Source organism: Cypionkella psychrotolerans, assembly GCF_001294535.1.
Taxonomy (GTDB): domain Bacteria; phylum Pseudomonadota; class Alphaproteobacteria; order Rhodobacterales; family Rhodobacteraceae; genus Cypionkella; species Cypionkella psychrotolerans.
Map to the genome: position 1 here is coordinate 95,949 of NZ_LGIC01000086.1, position 26,822 is coordinate 122,770.

At 62.3% G+C, this 26,822-nt stretch carries 26 protein-coding genes, 1 tRNA gene and 1 riboswitch; of the genes, 18 read left to right on the forward strand and 9 right to left on the reverse strand.

Annotated elements, in window-relative coordinates:
* The first annotated feature begins 28 nt into the window (after nt 1-28).
* The 7 genes from urtB (at nt 29) to AKV04_RS20185 (ending at nt 7,448) form a co-directional block, all read left to right on the forward strand.
* Nucleotides 29-1,960 (forward strand): urea ABC transporter permease subunit UrtB, encoded by a 1,932-nt coding sequence (gene urtB / locus AKV04_RS20155; RefSeq protein WP_054008191.1) that lies wholly within the window; start codon nt 29-31, stop codon nt 1,958-1,960.
* Nucleotides 1,961-2,066: 106 nt separating this feature from the next.
* Complete coding sequence (gene urtC, locus AKV04_RS20160; RefSeq protein ID WP_054008192.1) at nt 2,067-3,290, forward strand: urea ABC transporter permease subunit UrtC; 1,224 nt, start codon at nt 2,067-2,069, stop codon at nt 3,288-3,290.
* On the forward strand, nt 3,287-4,030 hold the full coding sequence (urtD, locus tag AKV04_RS20165; RefSeq protein ID WP_054008193.1) for an urea ABC transporter ATP-binding protein UrtD: 744 nt from the start codon (nt 3,287-3,289) through the stop codon (nt 4,028-4,030). The genes urtC and urtD overlap by 4 nt, the downstream gene beginning before the upstream one ends.
* Nucleotides 4,027-4,725 (forward strand): urea ABC transporter ATP-binding subunit UrtE, encoded by a 699-nt coding sequence (gene urtE, locus AKV04_RS20170; protein ID WP_054008194.1) that lies wholly within the window; start codon nt 4,027-4,029, stop codon nt 4,723-4,725. Before urtD ends, urtE begins: the two co-directional genes overlap by 4 nt.
* 101 nt (nt 4,726-4,826) lie before the next feature.
* Entirely contained in the window at nt 4,827-6,728 is a 1,902-nt protein-coding gene (locus tag AKV04_RS20175; protein WP_054008195.1) for an AI-2E family transporter, read from the forward strand.
* A gap of 10 nt (nt 6,729-6,738) precedes the next feature.
* Nucleotides 6,739-7,053 (forward strand): glycine zipper domain-containing protein, encoded by a 315-nt coding sequence (locus tag AKV04_RS20180; protein ID WP_054008196.1) that lies wholly within the window; start codon nt 6,739-6,741, stop codon nt 7,051-7,053.
* On the forward strand, nt 7,053-7,448 hold the full coding sequence (locus AKV04_RS20185; RefSeq protein ID WP_054008197.1) for a phage holin family protein: 396 nt from the start codon (nt 7,053-7,055) through the stop codon (nt 7,446-7,448). Before AKV04_RS20180 ends, AKV04_RS20185 begins: the two co-directional genes overlap by 1 nt.
* Before the next feature lie 190 nt (nt 7,449-7,638).
* On the opposite strand, the gene AKV04_RS20190 is transcribed toward AKV04_RS20185, so the two are convergent.
* From AKV04_RS20190 to AKV04_RS20200, 3 genes are all read right to left on the reverse strand, one after another.
* Nucleotides 7,639-8,730 (reverse strand): hybrid-cluster NAD(P)-dependent oxidoreductase, encoded by a 1,092-nt coding sequence (locus AKV04_RS20190; protein WP_054008198.1) that lies wholly within the window; start codon nt 8,728-8,730, stop codon nt 7,639-7,641.
* A 3-nt stretch (nt 8,731-8,733) separates the two neighbouring features.
* Nucleotides 8,734-9,972, reverse strand: a complete 1,239-nt coding sequence (locus tag AKV04_RS20195) for an aromatic ring-hydroxylating oxygenase subunit alpha (RefSeq protein ID WP_054008199.1) — start codon at nt 9,970-9,972, stop codon at nt 8,734-8,736.
* A gap of 70 nt (nt 9,973-10,042) precedes the next feature.
* Nucleotides 10,043-10,242, reverse strand: a riboswitch (cobalamin riboswitch).
* A gap of 172 nt (nt 10,243-10,414) precedes the next feature.
* A tRNA-Lys gene (locus tag AKV04_RS20200) sits at nt 10,415-10,490 on the reverse strand.
* 87 nt (nt 10,491-10,577) lie between these two features.
* Between AKV04_RS20200 and dapF the strand changes: the two genes are divergently transcribed.
* Together dapF and mtaB are read left to right on the forward strand one after the other, a co-directional pair.
* Nucleotides 10,578-11,435, forward strand: a complete 858-nt coding sequence (dapF, locus tag AKV04_RS20205) for a diaminopimelate epimerase (RefSeq protein WP_162232919.1) — start codon at nt 10,578-10,580, stop codon at nt 11,433-11,435.
* The gene (mtaB, locus tag AKV04_RS20210) at nt 11,432-12,685 is read left to right on the forward strand and encodes a tRNA (N(6)-L-threonylcarbamoyladenosine(37)-C(2))-methylthiotransferase MtaB (protein WP_054008200.1); all 1,254 of its coding nucleotides are present in this window, start codon (nt 11,432-11,434) and stop codon (nt 12,683-12,685) included. The genes dapF and mtaB overlap by 4 nt, the downstream gene beginning before the upstream one ends.
* Nucleotides 12,686-12,952: 267 nt before the next feature.
* Here mtaB and AKV04_RS20215 read toward each other — a convergent pair whose 3' ends face one another.
* Nucleotides 12,953-13,978: an NAD(P)/FAD-dependent oxidoreductase gene (locus tag AKV04_RS20215; protein ID WP_054008201.1), complete on the reverse strand. Its 1,026-nt coding sequence runs from the start codon at nt 13,976-13,978 to the stop codon at nt 12,953-12,955.
* 40 nt (nt 13,979-14,018) lie between these two features.
* Here AKV04_RS20215 and mnmD point away from each other — a divergent pair, with 40 nt between their 5' ends.
* Genes mnmD through AKV04_RS20230 form a run of 3 tightly spaced genes read left to right on the forward strand, consistent with a single transcriptional unit; the run spans nt 14,019 to nt 16,434 of the window.
* Entirely contained in the window at nt 14,019-14,684 is a 666-nt protein-coding gene (gene mnmD / locus AKV04_RS20220; RefSeq protein WP_054008202.1) for a tRNA (5-methylaminomethyl-2-thiouridine)(34)-methyltransferase MnmD, read from the forward strand.
* Nucleotides 14,681-15,550, forward strand: coding sequence for a DMT family transporter (locus AKV04_RS20225; RefSeq protein WP_054008203.1), 870 nt, complete (start codon nt 14,681-14,683; stop codon nt 15,548-15,550). The genes mnmD and AKV04_RS20225 overlap by 4 nt, the downstream gene beginning before the upstream one ends.
* A complete protein-coding gene (locus tag AKV04_RS20230) occupies nt 15,547-16,434 on the forward strand; it encodes a DMT family transporter (protein ID WP_054008204.1) in 888 nt (295 codons plus the stop codon). The genes AKV04_RS20225 and AKV04_RS20230 overlap by 4 nt, the downstream gene beginning before the upstream one ends.
* 314 nt (nt 16,435-16,748) lie before the next feature.
* Here AKV04_RS20230 and AKV04_RS26335 read toward each other — a convergent pair whose 3' ends face one another.
* Nucleotides 16,749-17,213 carry a hypothetical protein gene (locus AKV04_RS26335; RefSeq protein WP_156317712.1) on the reverse strand — a complete coding sequence of 155 codons (465 nt, stop codon included), beginning with the start codon at nt 17,211-17,213 and terminating at the stop codon, nt 16,749-16,751.
* Between the two features lie 219 nt (nt 17,214-17,432).
* Complete coding sequence (locus tag AKV04_RS20235) at nt 17,433-19,385, reverse strand: lytic transglycosylase domain-containing protein (RefSeq protein WP_054008205.1); 1,953 nt, start codon at nt 19,383-19,385, stop codon at nt 17,433-17,435.
* Between the two features lie 156 nt (nt 19,386-19,541).
* On the opposite strand from AKV04_RS20235, the gene dapA reads away from it, so the two are divergent.
* Together dapA and AKV04_RS20245 are read left to right on the forward strand one after the other, a co-directional pair.
* A complete protein-coding gene (gene dapA / locus AKV04_RS20240; RefSeq protein ID WP_054008206.1) occupies nt 19,542-20,414 on the forward strand; it encodes a 4-hydroxy-tetrahydrodipicolinate synthase in 873 nt (290 codons plus the stop codon).
* Nucleotides 20,415-20,517: 103 nt separating this feature from the next.
* Nucleotides 20,518-21,378 (forward strand): DMT family transporter, encoded by an 861-nt coding sequence (locus AKV04_RS20245; protein ID WP_054008207.1) that lies wholly within the window; start codon nt 20,518-20,520, stop codon nt 21,376-21,378.
* A 35-nt stretch (nt 21,379-21,413) separates the two neighbouring features.
* Here the strand turns inward: AKV04_RS20245 and AKV04_RS20250 are convergent, their stop codons facing one another.
* Nucleotides 21,414-21,860, reverse strand: a complete 447-nt coding sequence (locus AKV04_RS20250) for a potassium channel family protein (protein ID WP_054008208.1) — start codon at nt 21,858-21,860, stop codon at nt 21,414-21,416.
* A 52-nt stretch (nt 21,861-21,912) separates the two neighbouring features.
* Between AKV04_RS20250 and smpB the strand changes: the two genes are divergently transcribed.
* From smpB to AKV04_RS20270, 4 genes are all read left to right on the forward strand, one after another.
* The gene (gene smpB, locus AKV04_RS20255; RefSeq protein WP_054008209.1) at nt 21,913-22,398 is read left to right on the forward strand and encodes an SsrA-binding protein SmpB; all 486 of its coding nucleotides are present in this window, start codon (nt 21,913-21,915) and stop codon (nt 22,396-22,398) included.
* Between the two features lie 138 nt (nt 22,399-22,536).
* Nucleotides 22,537-22,830: a hypothetical protein gene (locus AKV04_RS20260; protein ID WP_054008210.1), complete on the forward strand. Its 294-nt coding sequence runs from the start codon at nt 22,537-22,539 to the stop codon at nt 22,828-22,830.
* 102 nt (nt 22,831-22,932) lie between these two features.
* Nucleotides 22,933-23,793: a 3-mercaptopyruvate sulfurtransferase gene (gene sseA, locus AKV04_RS20265; protein WP_054008211.1), complete on the forward strand. Its 861-nt coding sequence runs from the start codon at nt 22,933-22,935 to the stop codon at nt 23,791-23,793.
* Nucleotides 23,794-23,797: 4 nt separating this feature from the next.
* Nucleotides 23,798-24,976 carry an amino acid aminotransferase gene (locus AKV04_RS20270; protein WP_054008212.1) on the forward strand — a complete coding sequence of 393 codons (1,179 nt, stop codon included), beginning with the start codon at nt 23,798-23,800 and terminating at the stop codon, nt 24,974-24,976.
* Between the two features lie 137 nt (nt 24,977-25,113).
* Here the strand turns inward: AKV04_RS20270 and AKV04_RS20275 are convergent, their stop codons facing one another.
* Together AKV04_RS20275 and AKV04_RS20280 are read right to left on the reverse strand one after the other, a co-directional pair.
* Nucleotides 25,114-26,454 carry an ammonium transporter gene (locus AKV04_RS20275; RefSeq protein ID WP_202905662.1) on the reverse strand — a complete coding sequence of 447 codons (1,341 nt, stop codon included), beginning with the start codon at nt 26,452-26,454 and terminating at the stop codon, nt 25,114-25,116.
* Nucleotides 26,455-26,467: 13 nt separating this feature from the next.
* Nucleotides 26,468-26,806: a P-II family nitrogen regulator gene (locus AKV04_RS20280; RefSeq protein WP_054008213.1), complete on the reverse strand. Its 339-nt coding sequence runs from the start codon at nt 26,804-26,806 to the stop codon at nt 26,468-26,470.
* Between the last annotated feature and the right edge of the window lie 16 nt (nt 26,807-26,822).

Below are 26,822 nucleotides of genomic sequence, written 5' to 3' on the forward strand. Positions count from 1 at the left end.
GCCCCTGCTGCCCATAGACGGAATCCCCATGCGCTTCCTGCTGGCCTGCCTTCTGGCACTCCTCTGCGCCGCCCCTCTGCGCGCCGAAACCGCCGCCGAAATCCTCTCCACCAATGCCGCCTTGGTCGAAAAAGCCTCGCGCCAGACCATCTCCCCAGTGATTGACGCTCTGGGGGCAAGCGGCGATCCCGCAGCCGCGCAAGTGCTGGAATCATGGGGCAATAAAGGCCTCGGTATCCGCAAATCCGACGGCATCTTCTTCCTGATCACCGCCAACGAAGGTGGCTACGCCCTGCGCGACCTTACCGGAGCCGCCGCCGGCCAAGCCGCCAAATCCGACATCACGGAACTCAAACCCAACGCAGGCGTGCGCGGCATGATCGCCACCGCCTTGGTGCAATTCACCCTGTCGGACCCCGACGCCACCAAACGCGCCGCCGCGTTGGACTCCATCGCCAAAGACCCCAAACCCGAGGCCCTCGCCCCCCTCCGCGCCGCCATCCCCAACGAACCCGACGCCACCCTGAAGGCCCAAAAACAGCGCCTCGAACGCCTGCTCACCCTGCGCTTTGACCCCGATTCAGCCGCCCGCATCCAAGCCATCAACAGTTTCGGCGCAGACCTAGGGTTAGACCTACGCGGCGCTCTAAACCCCCTCCTCGCCACTACAAAACTCGCCGCCGCAACACCCCCCACCGCCAACATCGCCCGCGAGTTAAAACCCGGCCGCGACCTGACAGAATCCGAGGCCTACGACCTGCTGGTATCCGCCAACCTCGCCCCCGCCCGCCTCACCATCGCAGCCGCCCGCACCGCCCTGATCGCCAACCTCGCCAATGGCGCAGTCGGTGGCGTCCCCCTCGCGGATCTCAACACCCAAGCCGCCCGCGACCGCGCCTACACAGCCCTCGAAGCCGCAGGCACCGTCCCGCAAGCCGCCACCGATGACGAAGCCGCCGCCGCCCTGAAAGCCCATCATTTCTACGACATCTACACCGAACCCGACCCCGCCGTGACCACAGCAGCAAGTGCCGCGCTCAAATCCATCGGCCACAAAGTCGCCGCCATGCAGGCCGCCGACCTTGCCCTTGATGGCCTCTCGCTCGCCTCGATATACTTCCTCGCCGCCATCGGCCTTGCGATCACCTTCGGCGTGATGGGCGTGATCAACATGGCCCACGGCGAGTTCATCACCATGGGCGCCTATACCGGCTATGTCGTGCAACTCTACGTCCCCAATTACACCGCCTCGATCCTGATCGCCCTGCCGCTCGCCTTCGCCGTCACCTTCGCCGCAGGCGTCGCGATGGAGCGCTTAATCATCCGCCACCTCTACAAACGCCCCCTAGAAACCCTTCTGGCAACCTTTGGCATCTCGATCGCCCTGCAACAAATCCTGAAAAACGTCTTCGGCACCCAAGCCCGGCCGCTGACCTCACCCGCATGGCTCGACGGCGCGCTCAGCTTCAACGATGTGGTCTCAATCAGCTACATCCGCATCGCCATCTTCGTCCTCGCCTTGCTATTTCTCACCTTCTTCCTCTGGCTGATGAAACGCACCCGCCTTGGCCTTGAGGTCCGCGCCGTCACCCAAAACCCCACCATGGCCGCAAGCATGGGCATCAACCCCGACCGCATCAACATGCTGACCTTCGGCCTTGGTTCCGGCATCGCAGGCATCGCAGGCGTCGCCATCGGCCTCTTCGCCAAAGTCACCTCGGAACTCGGCACCGACTACATCGTGCAAAGCTTCATGACCGTCGTGGTCGGCGGCGTCGGCAATATCTGGGGTGCCCTCGCCGGGGCCACCATGATCGGCGGTCTGCAAAAACTTATCGAGTTCTTCAACCCCTCGAACACCCTCGCCGCCCAAACCTACATGATCCTGTTCATCATCCTGTTCATCCAATTCCGCCCCCGAGGCATCATCACCCTCAAAGGCCGCGCGGCAGGAGATTGATCATGCAACATCCCTTCACCTCATCCTCTGTGCTCAAATATCCCGGGGGTCCGGGGGCTGGCCCCCGGCTTTGTCGGCAAATGCAGCCTGTGACGAAGGAAATCCCATGACCCGCTCTTTCCTCACCCGCACCCCGTCGCTGCTAATCTTCATCACCTGCCTCGCGATCTTCACCATCTTCGTGACCCTCGCCGCCCACACTGGCCTGATCTCGACCTCCTTCGTGAAAACCTTGGGCAAAACCCTCTGCCTCTGCCTTGCCGCCCTCGCGATGGATCTGATCTGGGGCTACGCAGGCATCCTCTCCCTCGGCCACATGGCGTTTTTCGCCCTCGGCGGTTACATGATCGGCATGTGGCTGATGTATGCCCGCACCGAGGAAATCGTCGTCGCTTCCCTGATGAACTCCGGCCTCCCGGCCACACCCGAGGAAATCCAGCAAGGCATCGCCTCCCAAATCTTCGGCGTCGTAGGCGCCTCTGACCTGCCAACCATCTGGAGCTTTGCCCACAGCCTGCCGCTGCAACTGATCCTCGTCGTAGCCCTTCCGGGCCTTCTGGCGCTGATCTTCGGCTGGCTCGCCTTCCGCTCTCGCGTCACCGGGGTTTACCTCTCGATCCTGACCCAAGCGATGACCCTCGCCCTCGCCCTTTACCTGTTCCAAAACGACTCTGGCCTACGCGGGAACAACGGCCTTTCCGGCCTGCAAAACCTACCCGGCCTCGATGCCGTCAGCCAAGACAGCATCAGCCTGTGGTTCTTCTGGGCCTCCGCCGCCGCCCTAGGGCTTGCCTACCTGACCCTAAGCTGGATCGTCTCCGGCAAATTCGGCTCGGTGATCCGCGCCATCCGTGACGACGAGGCCCGCGTGCGCTTCCTTGGCTACTCGGTCGAAGGCTACAAACTGTTCGTCTTCACCCTCACCGCCGTCATCGTCGCCCTCGCAGGCGCGCTCTATTACCCACAAGCCGGCATCATCAACCCCGCCGAACTCGCCCCCATCGCCTCAATCTACCTCGCCGTCTGGGTCGCCATCGGCGGACGCGGCCGCCTTTACGGCGCGGTCATCGGGGCGGCCGTCGTCTCGCTGCTGTCAAGCTGGTTCACCGGAGGCCGCGCCCCCTCGATCCCGCTGGGCTTCATGACAATCAACTGGGTCGATTGGTGGCAAGTCCTGCTCGGGGCCGCCTTCGTCTGCGTCACCCTGTTCGCCCCCAAAGGCATCGGCGGCTTGTTCGACCACTTCGCAGGCCTCCATTCCCCCGACCGCAAAGGTGCCCCCCTCGGCCCCGACCAAGGATCGCTGCAAGAGAAAGAAGCCATCGAATGAGCCAACTTCTCGAAGTCTCCGGCGTCACCGTCAGCTTCGATGGCTTCCGCGCCATCAACAACCTGACCTTCTCGATCGGCCCCGCCGAGTTGCGCGCCATCATAGGCCCTAATGGCGCTGGCAAATCCACCTTCATGGACATCGTGACGGGCAAGACCAAACCCAACGCGGGCACCGTCACCTTCGGCGAAAAATCGACCTCGCTGCTGAAACTTTCCGAAGCCAAAATCGCCCGCGCAGGTGTGGGCCGCAAATTCCAACGCCCAACCGTGTTCGAGGATCAAACCGTCACCGAAAACCTCACCCTCGCCCTGAAAGCCGCCCGCAGCCCGTGGCGCGTGCTGGCATGGCGCAGCAAACCCGCCGACCACACCCGCATCGCAGAACTCGCGCAGCAAGTCGGCCTGTCCGACCACCTGCCGCGCAAAGCAGGCGAACTCAGCCACGGTCAAAAGCAATGGCTGGAAATCGCCATGCTGCTGGCGCAAGAACCCCGCCTTTTGCTGGTCGATGAACCCGCCGCAGGCATGACGCTGGCGGAGCGTGAAAAGACCACCGAACTGCTGGTCGACATCGCCAAGACCCGCGCCGTGGTGGTGGTGGAACACGATATGGAATTCGTCCGCCGCCTGAATTGCCGCGTGACCGTGCTGCACGAAGGTTCGGTTCTTGCCGAAGGCAGCTTAGACCATGTGACCAAAAACAAAGATGTGATTGACGTTTATTTAGGGCGCGGATGATGATCAAAACCCAAGGCCTGACCCTGCACTACGGCGGATCGCAAATCCTGCACGGCATTGATTTCGCAGCCAAAGCAGGCGAAGTCACCTGCATCATGGGCACCAATGGCGTCGGTAAGACCTCATTCCTGAAAGCCCTCGCAGGCACCCATATGCGCTCCGCTGGCTCCGTAGAACTCGACGGCGAAACCCTCGGCAAACTGCGCCCGCAAGAAATGGCCCAGCGTGGCCTCGCCGTCGTCCCGCAAGGCCGGATGATCTTCCCCCTGCTGACCGTCAAAGAAAACCTGGAAACCGCCTTCGCCCTGCTGCCCAAGCCCGAGCATAAAATCCCGCAGGAAATCTACGACCTGTTCCCGGTCCTGAAAGACATGACCGCCCGCCGCGGTGGCGACCTCTCCGGCGGCCAGCAACAACAACTCGCCATCGCCCGCGCCATGATCATGCGCCCGAAAGTCCTGCTGCTGGACGAGCCGACCGAAGGCATCCAGCCCAACATCATCCAGCAAATTGGCCGCGTCATCGAATATCTGAAAGGCAAAGGCGACATGGCGATCATCTTGGTCGAGCAATACTTCGACTTCGCCTACACCCTCGCCGACCACTTCTATGTCCTGCGCCGCGGGGCCGTCGCCAAATCTGGCGCCCGCACCGATTTCAGCCGCGAAGACTTGCGCGCCGAAGTTTCGGTCTAACCGGGAACCAATCCCGCCCGCAATCGTTCCCCCAACGGGCTTGACAACATGCCCGCCAGCCGCCCCTCTGGGCTTGGCCAATTCTGTGCAAAGGGGCACATATGTCTGGGGCTGATCTGACGCCACTTCCCTCCCATGCCGGCAGTGCCGCGCGCATCACCATCGGCCAGTTGACCGCCGTCGTGGGCGTCGCTGCGGTGCTGTTCGTCGCCCAAGATGTGTTCGTGCCGCTCGCCATCGCGATGCTGATCACCTTCGCGCTGTCGCCCCTCGTCACCGCCCTGCGCCGTCGCGGCCTGCCGCTGCTGTGGACGGTGCTTCTGGTCGTCGCCTTAGCCTTCAGCGCCATCGCCATATTCTCGTTCATCGTCGCCAGCCAACTGGCGCAACTGGCGCAAAACCTGCCGATCTTTCAGGCCAACATCATCCATAAGGTTGAGGGCCTGAAGGCGACAGGCGGCGAACATGGCCTTGCCTCGCGCCTGTCCGACATGATCACAGCGATCAACACCGAAATCGGCGCAGCCCTGCCCACGGGCGTCGATAAACCTCTGCCGGTCGAGGTCATTCAATCCTCCAACGCCTTGGCGTTTCTCGAAAATCTGGTCATCCCGCTGATTAGCCCCATCGCCACCATCGGCCTTGTCATCGTGGTGGTGATCTTCATGCTGCTGGAACGCGAAGACCTGCGCGACCGTTTCATCCGGCTTGTTGGCACCAACGACCTGTATCGCACCACGCAGGTGCTGGAGGAGGCAGGCGGCCGTGTCGCCAACTACCTGCTGGTGCAACTTCTGGTCAACGTGATCTACGCCATTCCCATCGGTGTCGGCCTGTATTTCATCGGCGTCCCCAACGCCGCCCTCTGGGGCATGTTGACGCTGATCCTGCGCTTCGTGCCCTACATCGGCTCCGTCCTCGCCGCCGCCTTCCCGCTATTCCTCGCCTTCGCCGTATCCCCCGACTGGTCCGCCGTGCTGTGGACGGGTGCGCTGTTCACATCGGTCGAGTTGATCACCTCCAACGTGATCGAGCCTTGGCTTTACGGCTCGCGCACCGGGGTCAGCCCGCTGGCCATCATCGTCGCGGCGATCTTCTGGACCTTCCTCTGGGGCCCGCTCGGCCTGATCCTCTCCACCCCGCTCACCGTCTGCCTTGTCGTGCTAGGTCGCCACATCCCCCAATTTGCCCTCTTTGACATCCTGTTCGGCGATGAGCCCGTGCTCGCCCCCCATGCCAAACTCTACCAACGCATATTGGCAGGCGATGCGATGGAGGCCACCTTTGGCGCGACCGAAGCCCTCGAAGAACTGGACGTGGTCGATTACCACCAAACCACGATGATCCCCGCCCTGCTGCTGGCGCAAGACGACAGCGAACGTGGCGTTTTGACCCCCGAACAGCAAGATCGCCTCGCCACCGTCGCGCTAGAGGTCGTCGCAGTCCTGCAAGCCGAGATGGAGGCCGAGCGCGACGCCCCATCAGACACCGCCCTGCCCGGTCTGGGCCTGCGCTTGCGGGTGATCGGTGGGCGGTCCCCGCTGGATGATGTCGCGGCCGCCGTGCTGGCGCAGGTGCTGCAAACCGAAGGCGCGGCGGCGCAGTTCTCGCCGCATCTTGATCTTGCGCCCTCGCGGCTGGCGGCTTTGGACACCGCCAACGCCGATTGCCTACTGCTGTGCTATCTTGATCCGCGCCCGGCCCGCGCTTCGCTGCTGCACATCCGCCGCATCAAACGCGCCGCCCCGCATCTGCGCGTCGGGGTGGTGATCCTGCAAATGCCCGCCGATCTGGCCGACAGCGCCTCGGGATTGCGGCATCTGAACGCGGTATCGCCAGCAAAGCTAGTCGAGGCCGAAGACATCGGTGCCGATTTCGCCGTCATCAGTCTTGAGGCCGCAATGGATGCCGTCTGGCAGCGCGGCACCCCCAAGCCGGTGCCAGATGCCCACAAGCCCACGCCGCGTGTCGTCGCCCGCCGCCGCAGCCAAACCACAGCCTAAGGAGGACGCCATGTCAAACCCCGATACCGATCAAGACCTTGCCCGGCTCGAATCCCAAATTGCCGCGCTGCGCGACGACATCGCGCATATCGTGACAACCTTGGGCGATCTCAGCCAGACCAGTGCGGAAACCCTGCGCGCAAGCCTCGCCGCCCGCGCCGAGGCGCTGCGGCAAAACGGTGCGGCACGGCTGGCCGATGTGGGAGAGTCCGCCGAGGCGAAACTGGCAGACCTCACCGACCACGCCCGCCGCAATCCGTGGCAAGCTTTGGCGCTGGCAGGCGGCATCGGCTTGCTGCTGGGCCTGCTCTGGGGGCGGCGCTAATGCTGGGCCTGCTCAGCCTTGCCGCGCGGTTGGCGCTGGCCCACGCCGCAAGGCGGATGGCGCAAGCCTCTGCCCTGTTCGCCGCTGCGGGGGTGTTTGCGATCATCGCGCTGATTGGCTTTGCCGCAGCCCTCTGGATCTGGCTGGCCCACCTGCTTGGCCCAATAGGCGCGGCCCTGCTGGTCGGTGGTGTAGCCCTTGTGCTGGCGCTGATCTTCGGCCTGCTGGCCCGCGCCAAACTGCGCACCGCCAGCCCGCTGCAATCGCCCGCAGCCCAAGCCCTGCTGGCCGAGTTGAAAGCCCACAACGCCGAGGCCAGCCTGTTCACCCTGCTCGGGCCAGCTTTGGGGGCGGCGCTGCTGGGGATGTTTCTGGGCGGGAAGCCGAAAGAGTAAACGACTTGGCAGAGGACCCCGAACCGAAAACAAACTCTGCGGGGCAGAGTTTGTCGGTTCGTTGCTCATAAGGCTGAACGCCGTTGAGCAAGCGGATTCATGCAGCAGACCATGATTATGGAAATCGGGGCGCGCCTGTCTGGGCTGGCGCGGCCCGATTTATTTTCGAACAAATCGGGCAAGAACCCCCTTAAACCGCCACCGAAATCTTGCCCATCGGGTTGGAACAACACGCCAGAATATAGCCGTCGGCAATATCCTCATCGGAAATCCCGCCGTTGTGCACCATATGCACATCGCCCGACAGCTTCTTGACCTTACAGGTCCCGCACAGCCCAAAGGTGCAACCGGACGGAATATTCAGCCCCGACCGTTTCGCCACCGCCAACACGGTGTCGGTCTCGCCACAAGCTGCCACCACGCCGCTGTCCGCAAAGGTGATCTCGGCCACCGCCCCATCAACCGGCGAGATATCATCCAGCACTGGCGCTTCAGCCTCGGTCGACACCGCCAGCCCAAAGCTTTCCTGATGATAGTGCGCCATGTCATAGCCAAGGCTCTGCAACATCTCGCGCACCGCCTGCATGAACGGCTCGGGGCCACAGCAGAACACCTCGCGATCCAGATAATCCGGGGCCATCAGGCCTAGCATGATCTGGCTCAAGCGCCCCCGGAACCCCGGCCATGCCCGGAACGGATCGCTTTCTTCCACGGTAAAGCGCAACTGCAACCCCGGCACGCGATTGGAAAACTGCTCCAACCGCTCGCGGAAAATGATCTCAGACGGGCGCTTGGCGGCATGGACGAACACAATGTCCGGCATCTGCCCCGAATCCCACGCCCATGTCGTCATCGACATCATCGGCGTGATGCCCGATCCTGCCGAGATCATCAGATATTTCTGCGCCGGATGGCGGTGAAAGCTGAAAATCCCCGCAGGCCCAAACGCCTTGATCTGCATCCCCGGCTTCAGATGATCCAGCATCCAGCGTGTGCCAATCGAGGTGCTCTGCGCCTTGACCGTGATCGAAATCGACAGGGGGCGCGAAGGCGAAGACGAGATCGTATAGGTCCGCTGCACGTTGCCCTTGGCCCCCTTCTTCGGGTCCACGGGCAGGTCCAGCGTGATGAATTGCCCCGGCTGGTAATCAAACCAAGCCCCGTTCGGCGCGCGAAAGGTGAAGCTGGCGGTGTCGTCATTCTCCGGCACCACCATCGCGCATTCCAGCATCTGGCTGTCATTCCACGGGGCGACGTCCCAGTTCAGGCTTTTCTTCGCCATGATCTACTCCGCCGCCATCGCAGACTTGGGGGCCGTCCGCTCGGTCATGGTTTTGCAATACCAATCGACAAACTGGATCACGCCTTCTTCCTGTATCGTCGAATAAGGTCCCGGCTCGTAAGCAGGCGAGAGAATCCCTTTCTGGTTTTCCTCCACCACCTGACGATCCTCGTCATTGGTGTGCATCCACACGTCGGTCAGGTTTTTCAGATCATAGTCCACGCCCTCGACCGCATCCTTATGCACCAGCCAAGTTGTCGTCACCTGAGTCTCAGTGGCCGAGATCGGCAGCACCCGGAACGTGATCGCATGATCGCCCAGGAAGTGATTCCAAGTGTTCGGATAGTGGTAAAACAGCAAGCTGCCCGCATCATTGAACGGCATGGTGCCCAAGCGCTTCGCCACCGCTGCCTTGGTGTCCATCGTGTAGCTTTCGGCGTTGTTCAACAACGGCACCCGCGCCAACCGCCACTGCATCGCTTTGTCGTGGGTAAAGCGCGACGGCAACCCTGCAGCCTCACACCGCGTCCAATGCGCGAGGATCTCATCGCTCGCCTCATTCGGCCCATTCATCGCCCCGATTTTCGGATTGTCCGAGAACGTCCGGCACAAAGACGGATGCGCGCCGCCACAATGATAGCACTCACGGTTGTTCTCAATCACCAGCTTCCAGTTGCCGTTCTCCACGATGGTCGAGGAAAACGCCACCTTGGTATCCTTCAATCCCGAAGATGCCAGATAGGTCATCGCCGTCTTCGCCAATTCCGCAATCGCCGGCGGCACTTGCGCGAGGCAGATAAACACCATCCCGCCCAGATCGACGCAATGCACCTTCTTCAGACCATGCGCGCTGGGGTCAAACCCCTCCTGCATGTCGCGCGCATATTGCAGCTTACCGTCCAGATCATAGGTCCACTGGTGATACGGACAGACCAGCTTCGGCCCCGAACCCGTCTCCTTGGCGCACAACCTTTGCCCGCGATGCCGACACACGTTGTGAAACGCCCGGATCATCCCGTCATTGCCGCGCGTCAGCACCACCGGATACGCGCCGACCTGCAAGGTCAGAAACGCCCCGGCCTTCGGCATCGCAGCAGCAGGCGCTGCAAACAACCACTCACGGTAAAAGATCTGCGCGAGATCGGCGTTATACACGCCATCATCGCAATAAAGCGCATGGCTCAGCGCATAATCCTTGCGGCGCGCGCCCAATTCAGCGTGGATTTCGGCGGGGTTCAACATCTGGCACCTCGTAGGTCCACGCCTCCCGCGGGGACAGTTGCATTGGCGGACCGGAGCATTCCGGCCGGGCTGGTCGTCTCAGTGCAAGGCTGGTTTCCGGGCTGCAAAACCGGGCCAAACCGCCCCCGTGTGACACCTTCCCAGAGTATAAACCCCAGTGGCCTCCTGTCACACGTTAAGTTTCATCACCGTTGCGGGGGCAGCGCCGGCACTGCACCGGCTTCCCAATTCTCCATGCTTGCGAATGGCACCTTGCCGCTTCAATAAACACGGCTTCCTGAGTCGCGATAGATCATTTGCGACCAATGCCGATACGCCAAAGACGCCGCCGCTTTTCCCTGCAAATCAAAGCCCACGCGCCCGATTCGCAAGCGCTCAAAACATCATCAAAACCCGGAAATGACAAAGGCCCAACCGTTTCCGGTTGGGCCTTTAGTTGTGGTGGTGAGCCGGACGGGACTCGAACCTGTGACCCGCTGATTAAAAGTCAGCTGCTCTACCAACTGAGCTACCGGCCCACAACTGTGGCGCTGATTAGGGTGCGGGCCGGATAGGGTCAAGAGACAAAACGCGCGCCTCTGGCAAAAAGCTGCGCTGCGGCGTATATGCAGGCGATGGAAAACGCCGCAAACGCCCCGAAAACCCCAAGCGCCATTGCTTTTATGAAGATGCATGGTGCCGGAAATGATTTTGTCATCATCGACTCGCGGGGCCGCGAGGCTGTTGTCACGGCCAAACTGGCGCAAGCCCTGGGCGACCGCCACCGCGGCACCGGCTTTGACCAATTGGCAGAGATTCGCGATTCGCAAACCGCCGATTTCGCTTTGGATTTCTGGAACAGCGACGGCAGCCGTGCCGGGGCTTGCGGTAACGCCACCCGCTGTGTGTCCGATTACATGATGCAGGAACTCGATCGCGACGCCCTCACCCTCACCACCGAGCGCGGGCTTCTTCACGCCCTGCGCCTCTCCAATGGCCGCGTGTCCGTCAACATGGGGCAACCGCAACTGGATTGGTCCGAAATCCCGCTCTCCCACGCAGTTGATACCCTGCACCTCCCTCTCCCCGGCACCCCTGCCGCCGTCGGCATGGGCAACCCGCATTGCGTGTTCTTCGTCGCCGACGCCGAGGCGGTCAACTTGATCATCGAAGGCCCCGGCACCGAGCATCACGAACTTTTTCCCCAACGCACCAATGTCGAATTTGCCAGCGTCATCGCCCCCGACCATCTGCGGATGCGGGTGTGGGAGCGTGGCGCTGGTGTCACCCTCGCCTGCGGTTCCGGCACCTGCGCCACCGTGGTTGCCGCCCATCTGCGCGGCCTCACCGGGCGCTCGGTGACGGTAGAGGCTGACGGCGGCACCCTGCACGTCGATTGGCGCGAGGATGGCGTCTGGCTGACCGGCCCCACCGCGCATATCTTCAACGGCACGCTCACCCCCGCCTTTCTGGCCGCACTATGAACGCCCCAATCTTCGCCACCCTCGGCTGCCGCCTGAACGCCTATGAAACCGAGGCGATGAAAGAACTCGCCGCTGCCGCCGGGATCGAAGGCGCAGTGGTGGTCAACACCTGCGCCGTCACCGCCGAAGCCGTCCGCAAGGCCAAACAAGAAATCCGCAAACTCGCCCGCGAAAACCCCGGCGCACAGATCATCGTCACCGGATGCGCCGCACAAACCGAGCCCGAAACCTTCGCCGCTATGGCCGAAGTCACCAAAGTCATCGGCAACACCGAGAAAATGCAGGCCGCCACTTGGGCCAGCCTGAAAGCCCCCGACCTGATCGGCATCACCGAAAAGGTCCAAGTCGACGACATCATGTCGGTCAAGGAAACAGCAGGCCACCTGATCGACGGCTTCGGTCGCCACCGCGCCTATGTGCAGGTGCAAAACGGCTGCGACCACCGCTGCACCTTCTGCATCATCCCCTACGGGCGCGGCAATTCCCGGTCCGTCCCCGCCGGGGTCGTCATCGAACAGATCAAACGCCTCGTGGGCAATGGCTTCAACGAAGTCGTCCTGACTGGAGTTGATCTCACCTCATGGGGCGCAGACCTCCCCGCCACCCCACGCTTGGGCGATCTGGTGAGGCGTATCCTGCGCCTTGTGCCCGACCTGCCCCGCCTGCGGATCTCGTCCATCGACTCCATCGAGGCCGACGATGCCCTGATGGGGGCCATCGCCACCGAGCCCCGCCTGATGCCCCACCTGCACCTGTCGCTTCAAGCAGGCGATGACATGATCCTGAAACGCATGAAACGCCGCCACCTGCGCGACGACGCCATCCGCTTCTGCGAAGACGCCAAAAAACTCCGCCCCGACATGATCTTCGGCGCTGACATCATCGCAGGTTTCCCGACCGAAACCGAAGATATGTTCACCAACTCGCTGAAACTGGTCACAGACTGCAACCTCACCTTCCTGCACGTCTTCCCCTTTAGCCCTCGCAAAGGCACCCCCGCCGCCCGCATGCCGCAACTGCAAGGCCCTGAGATCAAATCCCGCGCCGCCCGCCTGCGCGCCGCAGGCGATCTGGCCCTATCCCGCCACCTGACCGCCCAGCTTGGCCAATCCCACCGCATCCTGCTCGAAGGCCCCCGCATGGGCCGCACCGAACAATTCACCGAAGTCGCCTTCGACACCGACCACCCCGAAGGCCAAATCCTCACCGCCACCATCCGTGGGGTGACGGGGGAGCGTTTGTTGGCCTAAGCGCACGGTGGGTTGAAAACCCACCCTACGCCCTTCCTGACAGCTTGCATTGCTTTACGTAGGTCGATGCCTCCGGCGGGGATATTTGAGCACAGAGGATGACCAAGAGCGGAGCCTCTCACGATTTCACATTGGCCTAAGTACTCCCGCCGGAGGCTTCCCCAACCGCCGCAAACGCAGCGCCAAAAGGTAAACGCAAGGTAAACAACCCCCATATAACCCTTTGATTTCATATAAACATACCCTCCGTCCACGTGTGGACACCCTTCAAACCCGAAACCCGTCCGGGATCATATCTCGCCCCTCCAACACCAAATCCACCATTACCTCGGCCACTTTCGGCGCCATCCCGAAGCCAATCTTAAACCCCCCATTGGCCACAAAATGCCCCGCCCGCCCCGGCCAAGCCCCCAACAACGGGGCGCGAGACTTGGCCCGAGGCCGCACCCCGGCCCATCTCTCCACCACCTCCGCTCCCGCCAGCACCGGCAAAGCCGCCACCGCCCGCGCGTGCAACGCCTCCACCTGATGATCCAAGCCCAAATCCGTCCAGACCGTCTCAGACGTAGACCCCACTGCCACCGTCCCGTCGACATGCGGCACCACATGCAGCCCATCCACAAACAGTTGCGGCAACCCCTCGCCCGGATAGCGCAGCGAAATCGCCTGCCCCTTCACCCCACCGCCAACCACCCGCCCCAAATCCAAACCCAGCGCCTCTAGCCCCGCCACCCCCGTCGCCCAAACCACCGGCCCCACCTCCTCGGCCTCACCCACGACAACCTCGCCCCCCGCACCTACAATCGCCGCCACCAAAGCCGCACAGCCCATCCGAGGATGCAGCCGCGCGCTCAAGTTATCCTCCACCAGCCACCCCGACGGGCTCCACGGTTCCCACGCGGCCCCGGTCGCAGTCACAACCCGCCAAACCGCCTCGCCCCGCCACAGCCCTTCCGCTGACACACCCCGCGCCCGCGCCAATTCCACTGCAGCCGAATCCGCCAAAGGCTGCAACCGCCCAACCCTTCCATAGCCCGACACCAACCCCGACGCCGCTTCCACCCCGGCCCACCAGCCCGCAGCCATCAGCAAACTGTCCAACTGAAACGCCTTCTTCACATTCCAGCTTTCCGGCACATGCGGGCTCAACGCCCCAACCACCCCGCCCGAGGACCCCGCCCCCACCGCAACCGCCTCAATCACCCGCACCTTCGCGCCCCGACGCGTAGCTTCCCATGCCACCGACAGGCCAAAGATTCCCGCCCCCCGCACCGTCAGATCAACCCTTGCCATTCTGTCCCGCCTTGCCCATGGTCCGCCCGACCAAGGGCATATGACAATGACCACCTCCTCACAATCGGCCCTAAGCTGGCAAGACGGCGTGATCCCTGTCTCGACCCGCTTCGATGACCCGTATTTCTCCAAAAACGATGGCCTGTCCGAAACTCGCCACGTCTTTCTGAGCGGCAACGACCTGCCCGCACGCCTAATCCCTGGCTTTCACGTAGCCGAACTCGGCTTTGGCACCGGGCTGAACCTGCTGGCCCTGTCGCTGATCACCGAAACCCCCACCCGCTTCACCAGCTTTGAGGCCTTTCCGCTGCCCGCCGCCGACATTGCCCGCGCGCTGGATCACTTCCCGCAAGCCCGCGCCGTGGCTGACCCATTTCTGGCGGCATGGAGCCAAGGCCAAACCAAATTCCAGCTCGGCCCCATCGCCGTCGAAATCATACTGGGTGACGCCCGCGACACCCTCACGGCATGGCCCCACAAAGCCGACGCATGGTTCCTCGACGGCTTTTCACCCGCAAAAAACCCCGAACTCTGGTCGCCCGAAATCCTGACCGAAGTCGCCCGCCACACCACACCCAATGGCAGCTTCGCCACCTACACCGCCGCCGGCCATGTCCGCCGCGCGTTGCAAGACGCGGGCTTTGAAGTCACCCGCCGCCCCGGCCACGGCCGCAAAAAACACATGTCCGCAGGAACCCTTGCATGAACAACCGCAAAGGCATCCTGTTGATGATCGCCGCCATCGCGGCCTTCGCGGTGCAAGACGCTTTATCCCGCCTGCTCGCTGGCAACTACAACACGCTGATGGTGGTGATGATCCGCTATTGGGTGTTTGCAGCTTTCGTGATCACCCTTGCGCTGCGCCGCCCCGAGGGCATCCGCGTCGCGTTGCGCTCTCGCCGCCCCATAGCCCAAGCCCTGCGCGCCACCCTGCTGGTGGTGGAAATCTGCGTCATGGTCTATGCCTATACCCTGATCGGCCTGATCAACGCCCATGCGGTATTCGCCGTCTGCCCGCTGATCGTCGTCGCGCTCTCCGGCCCGATCTTGGGCGAACGCCTCACCTGGCAACGCTGGGCCACCGTCGGCGTTGGCCTGATCGGCGTGCTGATCATCCTGCGCCCCGGCCAAGGCGTGTTCAGCTGGGCCGCCCTGCTGCCGCTGATCACCGCGCTGTTCTTCGCCGCCTACAGCGTGCTGACCCGCCTCACCGCGCGAGACGAGGCGTTTTTCCCCAGCTTTTTCTGGCCCGCCTTTTTGGGGGCCATCATGATGACCGTCCTCGGCCTGCCGCAATGGCAACCGATCCAACCGCAAGACTGGCCGATCTTCGCCACCTATGCCACCATCTCAATTCTGTCGAACTGGCTGTTGCAAAAAACCTATGAGGTGGCCGAGGCCTCTGCCGTCCAGCCCTTCGCCTATCTGCATTTCGTGTTCATCGCGATCTTGGGGCTGACCTTCTTTGACGAGGAACTTGCGCTTCCCGTTATCCTCGGTGCCGCCCTGATCATCGCCGCCGGAATTTATTCGCTGTGGCAAACCCGCGCTGCCCCCAAGGTATCCCCATGAAAACCGAACAAAACCTGAAACTCGGCATCTGGCTGATGGTCGCCAGCACCGTGGTGTTCGCGCTGCAAGACGGCATCTCGCGGCACTTGGGCGGCAATTATAATGTCTACATGGTGGTGATGATCCGGTTCTGGGTGTTCGCCGCTTTCGTGATCACCCTCGCCGCCCGCAGCCTCGGCGGCATCCGCGCCGCCACCCGCACCCGCTTTCCCGCCCAGCAAATCACCCGAGGCGTGATCTTGGTGGCCGAGGTCTGCGCCATGGTCTTCGCCTTCATCAATCTGGGCCTGATCCAAAGCCACGCGGTCTTCGCCTGCTATCCCTTGCTGGTCGCCGCCCTTTCCGGCCCGGTGCTGGGCGAGAAAGTCGGCTGGCGGCGCTGGACCGCCATCGCCATCGGCTTTGTCGGCGTGCTGATCATCCTAGAGCCGGGCTTTGCTGTGTTCTCGCCTTGGGCGCTGATCCCTTTCATCAGCGCCTTCATGTTCGCGCTTTACGGGTTGCTCACCCGCTTTGTCGCCCGCAAAGATCCGGCCTCGGTGTCATTCTTCTGGACAGGCGTGATCGGAGCCTCCGCCATGACCCCGATTGGCCTGTGGCATTGGCAACCGATGCTGCCCACAGATTGGCTCTGGATGGGCGCTCTGTGCTGCACCGCGATCATCGGCCACTGGCTGCTGATCAAAGCCTATGCGGTGGCCGAGGCCTCCGCCGTCCAACCCTTCGCCTATCTGCAACTGATGTTCATCGCTTTGCTCGGCGTGTTCCTGTTCGGGGAAACCCTGCGCCCCAACGTCGCCATCGGAGCCTGCGTCGTCGTCGCCGCCGGCCTGTTCACCCTCTGGCGCCAACGCGTGAAACACCAAGAACCTCCGCAAGTCTGAAGCCCCCGCGTCCCCACAACAACGCCACCCCGGATCCGGGGCCTCAACCCTCGCGCAACACAGGGCCGCGCCCGACCTCGGGACGGCGCACCAACGCCAGTTCTAGGCACTTTATGCCTCAACCCCTCCCCCAGAACTTCTGCTGGTGCCCTTGGCAATCGCGCCCTCCCGGCGGGAGGTCGGGCGCGGCCCGGCGGGCTTCGCCCTTGATTCCGGGCAAGAGGTGCGCATGTTATGCGTCCAGTATGTATATATGGAGGAGCGACGGCTAATCGGATGAAGGAGCCATTCGGCTCAATCATCTAAGAACTAAATTAGCGCTTACGATATATGCTCAGCGCAACAAGGATCGCTGAGGTTGGCGCTATCCATAGCAGCGGGCGAACCAAAATCCGCCACTCATTCTCGGCCGCGTATCCGCTACGGCCAAAGAAAAACATGACAGGAAGAACAGCAGCCGCACCCAAAACACCTGCTGCAATCGCGGTGCGTGCAGGCAAAGGAAGGCGGACCACTCCACCAGCAATCCACCCCACAACCCAGCCGATCAGCATACACGGCACAATGAGAGGACTAAACAGAACCGCAAATCCCAGCATTGCAGCTAACCCAGCAGGGAAACGGCTCAACGCCTCAGCAAACGGTCGATCAGCGCCTGACATCCAAGCCGAGTAGACAACTGCGGCGGCGAGGACGGTGCAAAGGCAGAGCGCTACAAGTTTGCCATCTAAGCCAAACGACCTTGCGAGGCTGCTCATTTGGCGTGATCCGTCACTCATACGTTCCCCAACCCTAGTTGAAGACACGCTTTAAGTGATCAATTTGGCATAACCATGGCAGGCCTCGGCTCCAAACAGACCTCCAACCAAATTCACTCCGACTGGCGTCACCGACCATTTGGCCCCTTCCCATACCAAAAATGACCGCTTTCCGGGTCATTACCCTTTCGTAAATCTGCCAATGAACAAAGCATTCTCAACCACTTGCAACCGCAACCCTCACCGCCCCGTCAATTCCGCAGAAATCCGCACCGGCCCCGCCACGCCTTTCAGTTTGGCGCGGTAGATCACCACCCCCTCCGCCACCCGCATCACATAGGTGCGGGTTTCCGAGAATGGGATCATCTCAACCCAATCCACCACATCAACGCTATCCTTGCGCGGGTCGCCAAACTGCTCAATCCATTTGGCTGGCCGCCCCGGCCCGGCATTATAGCCCGAGGCGATCAGCGCAATTGCGGGCCCGAATTTCTCAATCATATGGCTCAGATAGATCGACCCCATCCGCACATTGAACGGCGGATCGGAAATCAACCGCCCCGCGCTGGAAGTCTCGCCCAACCCCTTCGCCACATGCTCGGCGGTCGCTGGCATCACCTGCATCAACCCACGCGCCCCGGCTTTACTCTGCGCCGCGGGGTCAAATTCACTCTCCCGCCGCGAAATCGACAGGGCCAAAGCCCGGCTGACCGCAAGCCCATCCGGCACCATCGCAGGCACCGGATAATAGGCACGCGGCAAGATCACCCCCCGCTCTGCCGCCTGCTTGGCCACCAGCAAAGCGATATGCGGCTCATTCATCCGCAGCCCTAAATCTGCAAGCTGTTCCAATCCCTTAGCATCCAAGCCTTCCGCCACTTGCAGGAAAAACCGCTTCGCCAAAGTCCGGTCGCCAGCCTCCACCAACGCCATCCCCGCCGCCAGAACCGAACTTCCCGCAAACCCCGCATTGCGCCACGCGGGCGTAGGTTCCCCCACATTCACCAAGGCTGGATCAAGCGGCAGCCCGATCTTCTCGCTGGCCAGCATCCCATAATACGCCGTCTGATTGCGCGCCGCCCGCGCATAGGCCGCATCCGCCCCCGCCTTGTCGCCCTTGGCCTCCAGCGCCCGACCCATCCAATATTCGGCCCGCGCGACGGAAATCGGAGTCGCCACCGCTTCCTTCAAATGCTTGAAATGCTTGATCGCCACATCCGGCTCGCCCAATTTGCGCAAAGCGATAAACCCGGCCAGAAACTCCAGATCGACATAGTCATTGCCCTTGGTCATCTGATGGTTCGCCGCGACCCGGAACGCCAGCTTCGGCTCGCCCTGCCGCAGTAAAACCCGCGCCAAATCCGCCCGCCGCTTGCCCCAAGCCTCGGGGTCGCCCAGGCTGGCCACCGACTTGCTGCGCTCAAGGATCAGCGTCGCTGCATCATCATAGCGATCCGCCCGCATCCGGTAGGTGAAGCGCTCATAGGCCAGCCCCGGATCGCCCAGCAGGGATTTCGGCACCGCGTCGACCAAATCCACCGCCGCCGCACTATCCGCCCGCAAAGCCATCCGCGCCATCGCCAAGGTCCGCCAATCCTTGGAGACCCGAGGCAGCATCCGCTCGGCTTCGGCTTTACGCCCACCCTCCCACAGGATCCGATCCAGCCGCACCTCATGCGCCACCGACAGCGGCGCACCCATGATGCCCAGCATCGCCGTCTCATCCGCAGCTTCAAACTTCAGCGTCGTCCAAGCCCGAAACGCCTCTGCCTCGGCATCGCCCGAGCGTCCCAACGCCACCAAGGCCGTGACCAAAGCCACCGCCCCCGCCCCGGTCTTCGGCCCCCCCGCCGCAAAATACGCCACCACCCGCGCTGGGTCGGTCGAGCGCGCCACCGCGACCTCACCCTTTTCACGCAGCAGGGCCAGCCCCGGCCAATCCGGGCGGCGCGCGATAAAGCCCTCGTAATCACCCAAGCGGCCCTGACCGTCGCGCAGCCATTGCCACAAGATCACATCGCCGCCGATGGCCCCCGCCCCCTGCGCCGCCGTCAACGCCGCAGGCCAATCGCGGGCCTCCGCCGCTTTCAATGCGGTTGAGAACGACGCGGCCTGATCGGCCCGCGCCATAGGAGACATCACCAGTGAAATGCCGAGTATGACCGCTTTTGCGATCTTGCTTATTCTGCTCATCCCCGGATTCTGCCCTACCCCCCGGTTTCCCACAACCCAAAACCCCGTGAACCCGGCAATTCGCCGCCCATACTTGGCAAAACGCCGATCCCCGGTTAGGTAGGCAGCGCTGACATCACGGCGATTCCAGATCGCCCCACAGAGGAGACGCGCACCATGATCACAGGGTCCATTCCCGCACTGGTTACGCCGTTCAAGAACGGTGAACTCGATCTGGTGACGCTGAAGAAACTGGTCGAGTGGCACATCGCCGAAGGCTCGACGGGTCTTGTCCCAGTCGGCACCACCGGCGAAAGCCCGACGCTTTCCCACGAGGAACACCAGAAAGTCATCGAAGTGGTGGTGGAAACCGCCGCTGGCCGGGTGCCGGTGATCGCCGGGGCTGGGTCGAACAACACGTCGGAAGGCATCAGCCTGATCCGCTTTGCCGAGAAGGTCGGCGCCGATGCGGCACTTGTGGTGACGCCCTATTACAACCGCCCGACCCAAGCCGGGCTAGTGGCGCATTTCACCGCTCTGCATGAGTGCTGCACTCTGCCGATCATTATCTACAACATCCCGGGCCGCTCGGTGGTGGATATGTCGCCCGACACGATGGGCACCTTGGCGAAACTGCCGCGCATCATCGGGGTGAAAGACGCCACCGGCAAGATTGAGCGCGTCTCGATGCAGCGCGCCACCTGCGGCGCGGATTTCATCCAACTGTCCGGCGAAGACGCCACCGCTCTGGGCTTTAACGCCCACGGCGGTGTTGGCTGTATCTCGGTGACGGCCAACGTAGCGCCGCGCCTGTGTGCCGAGTTCCAAGCCGCCACCCTCGCAGGCGACTACACCAAGGCCCTCGCATACCAAGACAAACTGATGCCGCTGCACGAAGCGATCTTCCTGGAGCCCGGCCTTGTCGGCGCAAAATACGGCCTGTCGCTGCTCGACCTCTGCGCCGAGGATGTCCGCCTGCCGCTGGTCGGCCTGACCGATCCCACCAAAGCCCGCATCAAGGCCGCGATGCAGCACGCGGGCCTGATCTAAGCTTTCATCTTGGCCTAAATATCCCCGCCGGAGGCTCTTTTTGCCAGCCAACGGAGCCTCCGGCGGGAGTATTTCGAAAAGAGCAATTCGGCAGAAAGTCCCGATGACCCCCAACCTGCGCGGCAGCCTTTACATGACCGCCTCAATGGCGGGCTTTGCGGCAGAGGATGCTTTCCTGAAGGCCGCCAGCCAAGCCATCCCGGTCGGCGAGGCGATTTTGATCATGGGGCTGATCGGCATCGCGGTGTTCGCAGCCCTTGCGATGCGCGCAGGCGATCCGCCGATTCCGCGCGCGATGTTCACCGGCACCATGGCGCTGCGCTCGGGCTTTGAGATCACCGGGCGGCTATTCTACGCCCTCGCCATTGCGCTGACCCCTATTTCCGTCGCCTCGGCCATCCTGCAAGCCACGCCCTTGGTGGTAGTTCTGGGCGCGGCTGTGATCTTTGGTGAAACCGTCGGGCTGAAACGCTGGCTGCTGATCCTGCTGGGCTTCATCGGCGTGCTGATCATCCTGCGCCCCGGCCTTGACGGCTTCTCGGCCTTGTCGCTTCTTGCCTTGATCGCCATGCTCGGCTTCGCGGGCCGCGATCTTGCCACCCGCGCCGCGCCCCCGGCGCTGTCAAACGCACAACTCGGCGTCACAGGCTTCATCATGCTGGCACTGTCTGGCATGATTATCACTGCTGTCACCGGAAAAACCGCCCCGCCCAACCCGCAAACCCTTGGCCTGATCGCCGGAGCCGCCACCTTCGGCATCGCCGCCTATGCCGCGCTGACCACCGCGATGCGCAGCGGCGAGATCGCCGTGGTCACCCCGTTCCGCTACACCCGCCTGCTGTTTGCCATGATCCTCGGCGTCACCGTGTTCCACGAACGCCCAGACGCCGCGACCCTGCTGGGCGCTGCGATCATCGTCGCCTGTGGCGTGATCATCCTCAGCCAAAACCGCCGCCGCCGCTAAACACCGCCATCGGCCTTCTGCCCCGGCCCTCTGCGTCAGCCGCCCCGCTTCAGCCGATGCTCGATTTGACCCAACCGCACCTGCCGCAGCCCTTCGATCAACAGCGCCGTCAGCAGACCGAAGTTCAAAAGCCCGTTCGCCGCCTCCATGCCCGCCAGCAAACGCCATTCCGCCGCTGGCACCAGATCGCCCAGACCCAGTGTGGAATACGCCACCAGGCTGAAATAAACCGCTTCCTCCAAGGTCTTGAACGCCCCCAGCTGTTGATAGGCCAGCGCCCAGACCCAGACGCCCACAGTGACCACGCCCAACACCCAAAGCGAGACGCCGACGAGCAGCAGCACCAACTTGGGCCGATGCGGCGGGCGCAGCAACCAGTGATGCGCCCGCACCAACAATCCTTCCAGCAACATCGCGGCCACCGCCGCCAGCGTGATATTGACCAGCAATAGGCCGGTGCCGATGGCAATCTGAACGAACATCTCAGCCCCGCTTCTGGACTCTGCCGCGCGCAACGCCTATCTCGGGCGCATCATGGCAGAGAAATCCGACCCCAATTCCAAACTGATCGCCGAAAACCGGCGCGCCCGTTTCGATTACCATATAGAATGGGATCTGGAAGCAGGCATCATGCTGCATGGCTCGGAAGTGAAATCCTTGCGCAAGGGCGGCTCGAACATTGCCGAAAGCTATGCGAATGTTGAGGGTGGCGAGCTGTGGTTGATCAACGGCTATATTGCGCCCTATCTGCAAGCCGTGATGTTCCCGCACGATGAGCGCCGCCGCCGTAAGCTACTGGTAAACAAGAAGGAACTGTCTCGCCTGTGGAACGCGGTGGGGCGTGAAGGCATGACCATCGTTCCGTTGAAAATGTATTTCAACGAGCGCGGCATGGTGAAACTGAAGCTCGGCGTCGCCAAAGGTAAAAAACTGGCCGACAAGCGCGCGACCTCGGCCAAGCGCGATTGGGATCGGCAAAAATCACGCATTATGAAAGAAGGCATGAAGGCTAAGCTTTAGCACTCTGCTGAAAACATTGCCTAAATGCCTAGATTCTGGCATAATTCCCCCTATCCGGTCCTAGACCTCCGGGTCCAGAAATGGCCGGGAAATGTCACGCCACAACGGCGGGCATCATGTAGGGAAGGAATGAGTATCATGGATATGAACTTTATCATCCAGCTGATCGCAGGCGCTCTGGGTGGCAACGCGGCAGGTGCGGTGCTGAAAAACCTAAACCTCGGCACTTTGGGCAACTCGATCGTCGGGATTCTCGGCGGCGGTCTGGGCGGCCAGATCCTTGCCATGGTGGGCGGCGCAGGGGCAACTGCGGCGGCCACCGGCGGCACCGATATGACATCGATCATCACCTCGGTGCTTTCGGGCGGCGTGGGTGGCGGTGTGCTGATGGCACTTGTCGGCGCGATCAAAAACGCCATGGCGAAAAGCTAATTTTATTGCGCGGGCGTGCCATTGCGCGCCCGCGCTCTCTTGTCTGACAGCGCCCTTGGGTTTAACTGCATCGGTATCCCCGCCGAAATCCCGAGGCCCCAGATGACCCCCTCTCCCGCCGATGATCCAAAAACCTTGGTCAGCACCACTTGGCTGGCCGCGCACCGCGCCGACCCTGATCTGCGGCTGATTGATGCCAGCTGGTATCTGCCCGACGCAGGCCGCAACGCGAAAGCGGAATATCTTGCCGCCCATATCCCCGGCGCGCGGTTCTTCGACATTGACGAGATCACCGACCAACGCTCTGCCCTGCCGCATATGGCACCGCCGCCGGAGAAATTCATCTCGCGGCTGCGCGCCATGGGCATCGGCGACGGCCATCAGGTGGTGATTTATGACGGGTCCGGCTTGTTTTCCGCCGCCCGGGTGTGGTGGACCTTCCGGCTGATGGGCAAGACCGATGTCGCCGTGCTGGACGGTGGCCTGCCGAAATGGCGTGCCGAGGGGCGTGAGATTGAGGACATGCCGCCGATCGTGCGCGACCGCCACATGACCGTCAGCCGCCAGAACCATCTGGTGAAAGACGTGACGCAAGTCGCCCATGCCGCGAAACTGGGTGAGGCCGAGATTATCGACGCCCGTGGCGCACCGCGTTTCAAAGGCGAAGTGCCCGAACCCCGTCCCGGTCTGCGCTCTGGTCATATTCCGGGGGCAAAGAACGTGCCCTACAGCACACTTCTGAACCCCGATGGCACGATGAAATCCCCCGATGCCCTGCGCAGCCTGTTCGAGGCCGCAGGCGTGAACCTCGCCAAACCCGCGATCACCTCTTGCGGCTCAGGCGTCACGGCAGCGATCCTCAGCCTCGCGCTGGAACGCATCGGCCACCGCAACCATGCGCTCTACGATGGCTCCTGGGCCGAATGGGGCATGTATGACGACCTCGCGGTCGAAAAGGGATAAGGTAATGCTTGAGACACTGAACCCGCAGCCGCAGGACAAAATCCTGCAACTGATCCAACTTTATAAAGACGACCCCCGGAGCGATAAAATCGACCTCGGCGTCGGCGTCTACAAGGATGCCACTGGCCTGACCCCAGTGATGCGCGCGGTGAAAGCTGCCGAGAAAAAACTGTGGGAGGTGGAAACCACCAAGACCTACACCGGCCTTGCGGGTGAGCCCGCCTATAACGCCGCGATGGTCAAGATGATCCTCGGCGAGGGCTACACCGACCGCGCCGCTTCCGTCGCCACCCCCGGCGGCACGGGCGCGATCCGGCAGGCGCTGGAACTGATCAAACTGGCCGCACCCAACGCGACCGTCTGGCTCTCCAATCCCACTTGGCCGAACCACCCCTCGATCATCAAATACCTCGGCATGAACATGGCCGACTATCGCTATTTCGACGCTGAAACCCGTGGCATCGACTTTGCCGGGCTGATGGAAGACCTCGCCGGGGTCAAAGCAGGCGATGCCGTTCTGCTGCACGGCTGCTGCCACAACCCAACGGGCGCAAACCTGAACGCCGATCAATGGGCCGAGGTTGCCAAACTGCTGCTGGCCAAGGGTGCGACCCCCTTCGTTGACCTGGCCTATCAAGGCTTCGGCGACGGGCTGGAACAAGACGCCGCCGCCACAAGGATGATCGCCCAAACCTTCCCCGAAGTCCTCATCGCCGCCTCTTGCAGCAAAAACTTCGGCATCTACCGCGAGCGTACCGGAATCCTGATCGCCCTCGGCGACCCAGCCCGCCGCGCCGTCACCCAAGGCAACCTCGCCTTCCTGAACCGTCAAAACTACAGCTTCCCACCCGATCACGGCGCACGTCTTGTGACGATGATCCTCGAAGATGACGCCCTGCGCGCCGACTGGAAGGCAGAGCTTGAAGAAGTCCGCCTCAACATGCTGACCCTGCGCCAAAACCTCGCAGATGAATTGCGCCGCGCCACCAACTCGGATCGGTTTGATTTCGTCGCCTCCCATCGCGGCATGTTCAGCCGCCTCGGGCTGACCGAAACACAGGTCAACATCCTGCGCGACCAGCACGGCATCTACATGGTCGGCGACAGTCGCATCAACATCGCAGGCCTGAACGCCAAAACCGTGCCGATCCTTGCAAAGGCCATCGCTGGCCTCGCCGCGTAACCGGAAAATCCCATTTTCCGACACGATTTTCTACTCAGAAAATCGGCTCCAAAATAGAAACGGCCCGCAGGGGGAGGATCCTGCGGGCCGTTCGCTTGTCAACACCCGACGGGGAGGACCGCCGGGTGTTGTCGTTATCAGCCGTGATACGCCGCTTCACCATGCGAAGCCAGATCAAGGCCCTGACGCTCGGTATCCGCGTCAACCCGCAGCCCGATGGTCATGTCGATCAGCTTGTAGATGATGAACGAGATCACGCCCGACCACACCAAGGTGATCGCAACCGCTTCGATCTGGATCCAGACCTGTGCGCCGATGGAGTAATCATCGCCTTTGACGCCACCCAGCGAACCCGCCGAGAACACCCCGGTCAGCACTGCACCGATGATCCCGCCGACGCCGTGGATGCCGAACACATCAAGGCTGTCGTCATACTGGAACTTGTTCTTCACCACGGTGACAAAGAAGTAGCAGCCCAGCACCGCAATCACGCCCAGTGCAATCGCACCCATCGGGCCCACCGTGCCACAAGCCGGGGTGATTGCGACCAGACCGGCCACCATACCCGAAGCCGCACCCAGCATCGACGCTTTGCCGCGCTGGATGCCTTCCAACAGCGACCAAGCCAAAGTTGCCGCAGCGGTGGCGACGAAGGTGTTGATCATCGCCAGCGTCGCGCCGCCATTGGCTTCCAGATTGGAGCCCACGTTGAAGCCAAACCAGCCGAACCACAGCATCGACGCGCCGATCATCGTCATCACCATCGAATGCGGCGCCATGTTTTCTTTGCCATAGCCAACCCGCTTGCCGATCACGAGGCAACCAACCAAAGCCGCAATGCCTGCGTTGATATGCACAACCGTGCCGCCTGCAAAGTCAATCGCACCCATCACGAACAACAGGCCCGATGCATCCCAAACCATATGCGCGATCGGGAAGTAGACAAACGTCACCCACAAAGCGCAGAACGCCAGAACGGCGGTGAATTTCACCCGCTCGGCAAAGGCACCGATGATCAGGCCGGGGGTGATCGCGGCAAAGGTCATCTGGAAGGCGATGAACACGTATTCCGGGATCACATACCCCGCCGAGAACGTCGCCGACATGCTATCCGCCGTCACACCCGACAAGAACAGCTTGCCGAAGCCGCCCCAATAGGGCGAAGTGCCGCCGCCGAAGGTCACCGAATAGCCGTACAGCACCCAGATCACCATCACCATGCAGGCGATCAAAGTGGTCTGCATCAGGATCGACAGCATGTTCTTGCTGCGCACCAAGCCGCCGTAAAACAGCGCAAGGCCGGGGATCGTCATGAACAGCACCAGCGCGGTCGAGGTCATCATCCACGCCACATCGCCCTTGTCCATCACCGGAGCCGCAGCCTCAACCACCGGAGCGGTGGCATCCGTCGCGGTCTGCGCCAAAGCGGGCAAGGCCGCCATGATCGCCGCTGCGCTCAGTCCTAATTTCTTCAGCATGTTCTGTCCCCTCTCACAGCGCATCGTCATCGACATCGCCGGTGCGCACCCGCAGGGCGCTTTCCACATTCAATACGAAAATCTTGCCGTCGCCGATCTTGCCGGTGCGGGCAGTCTTGGTGATCGCCTCCACCACCGCGTCGGCCAGCGCATCGGTGACGACGATCTCCAGCCGCATTTTTGGCACGAAATTCACCGCATATTCTGCACCGCGGTAGATTTCAGTATGGCCCGACTGCATGCCGAAACCCTTGATTTCTGTCACCATCATCCCCTGCACGCCGATCGCGGTCAGCGCTTCGCGGACCTCGTCCAGCTTGTAGGGCTTGATGGCAGCTATGATCATTTTCACGATGCACCCCTTTGTT